Genomic DNA, 1,293 nt, shown 5'->3' on the forward strand with positions numbered 1-1,293 from the left:
GGCCCCCGCCGGCCGACGAGAGGTTGTGGACGGACCGGCGGTGGTTGCTCTACGCCACCGCCGCGGCCACCGCGCGTCTGCCGGGCAGCATGATCCCGTTGGCCCTGGTGCTCGCCGGCCGGTCCGTCACCGGCTCCTTCGTCTCCGGCAGCGTCCTCGCCGGCTCGTACGCGGCGGCCACCGCGTTGAGCGCGCCCCGTCGGGGCCGGCGACTGGACCACGGCGCGCTGCCCGGCGGGCTGGTCCGTCCCCTGCGGTGGGGCGCGGGGTTGCTCCTCCTGGTCGCGCTCGGGTTGATCGTCCGGGTTCCGGTTCCGGTGTTGATGGTGCCGACCGTTCTGGCCGCCGTGACCATGGCGGGGGTGCCCGGCGGGATACGGAGCCTGCTGCCGGTGCTGTGGGGCGGGCGGACCACCACCCGGGCCTTCGCCGGGGACTCCGCCGTCACGGAGGTGATCTGGGTCGCCGGCCCGGCGCTCGCCGCGCTGCTGTTCGCGCGTCTGGGCCCCGTCGCCCCGATCCTCTGCGGGGCGGTGTTCTGGATGGGCGCCTCCCTGCTGGTGCGGTGGTTGCCGGGTCGGGAGGCCCGCGGGCGGCCGAAGGAGCGCCGCAGCGTCCGGGAGCCGCTGCGCGCGGTGCTCCCCCTGCTGTTCCTCAGCCTGGGCATCGGCCTCAACATCGGTGCGCTCGATGTGGGGCTTCCCGCCCTGTTGGACGACCGGGGCCTGGCCCCCGAGGGGGCCGGCGTGCTCATCGCGGCGCTCTCGCTGTCCAGCGCGGCCACCACGTTGCTGTTGACCACGCCTGTGGCGGGGCGTCTGGTCGCCGCCGGGTCCTCGCTCCGGGGGCCGTTGGTGTGCCTCGCCTGCTACGGGCTTCTGCTGGTCCCCCTGGTGACGCTGCCCCCGTACGCGGGGGTGTTGGTGATCGTGCTGGTGGCGGGCTGTTTCCTGGGGCCGGGGATCAGCTTCCTCCTCGCTCTCGCTCCCCGTCGGGTGCCGGCGGACCGCCACGGTGAGACCTTCGGCCTCTTCTTCTCCACCAACGCCCTGGGGGTCGCCGGCGGCACCGTGGTCACCGGGCTGGTGGTGGAGCACGTGTCGGTGTCGGCGGGGCTGCTGTTGCCCGTGGTGCCGTTGGTGATGGCCCTCGGGGTGACGGTGGCCGTTCTCGCGCGGCGTCGTCGGGAGGCCTCGCGCTCCTGACGCCGGGGTATCGGGAACCGGTCCACCGGCCGGCGTGGGCCGGTTCGGCCCCTTCGGGCCGGTGGGGTGCCGGGGAACGGTGGGGGAG

The 1,293-nt window shown here is 75.2% G+C and carries 1 protein-coding gene; it reads left to right on the forward strand.

Annotated elements, in window-relative coordinates; all coding sequences use genetic code 11:
• Nucleotides 1-1,205, forward strand: a 1,205-nt coding sequence (locus tag FOE67_RS25985) for an MFS transporter (protein WP_182667270.1), incomplete at its 5' end; no start/stop codon positions are given.
• Nucleotides 1,206-1,293 lie beyond the last annotated feature (88 nt).

The organism is Streptomyces calidiresistens (genome assembly GCF_014141525.1).
GTDB lineage: Bacteria > Actinomycetota > Actinomycetes > Streptomycetales > Streptomycetaceae > Streptomyces > Streptomyces calidiresistens.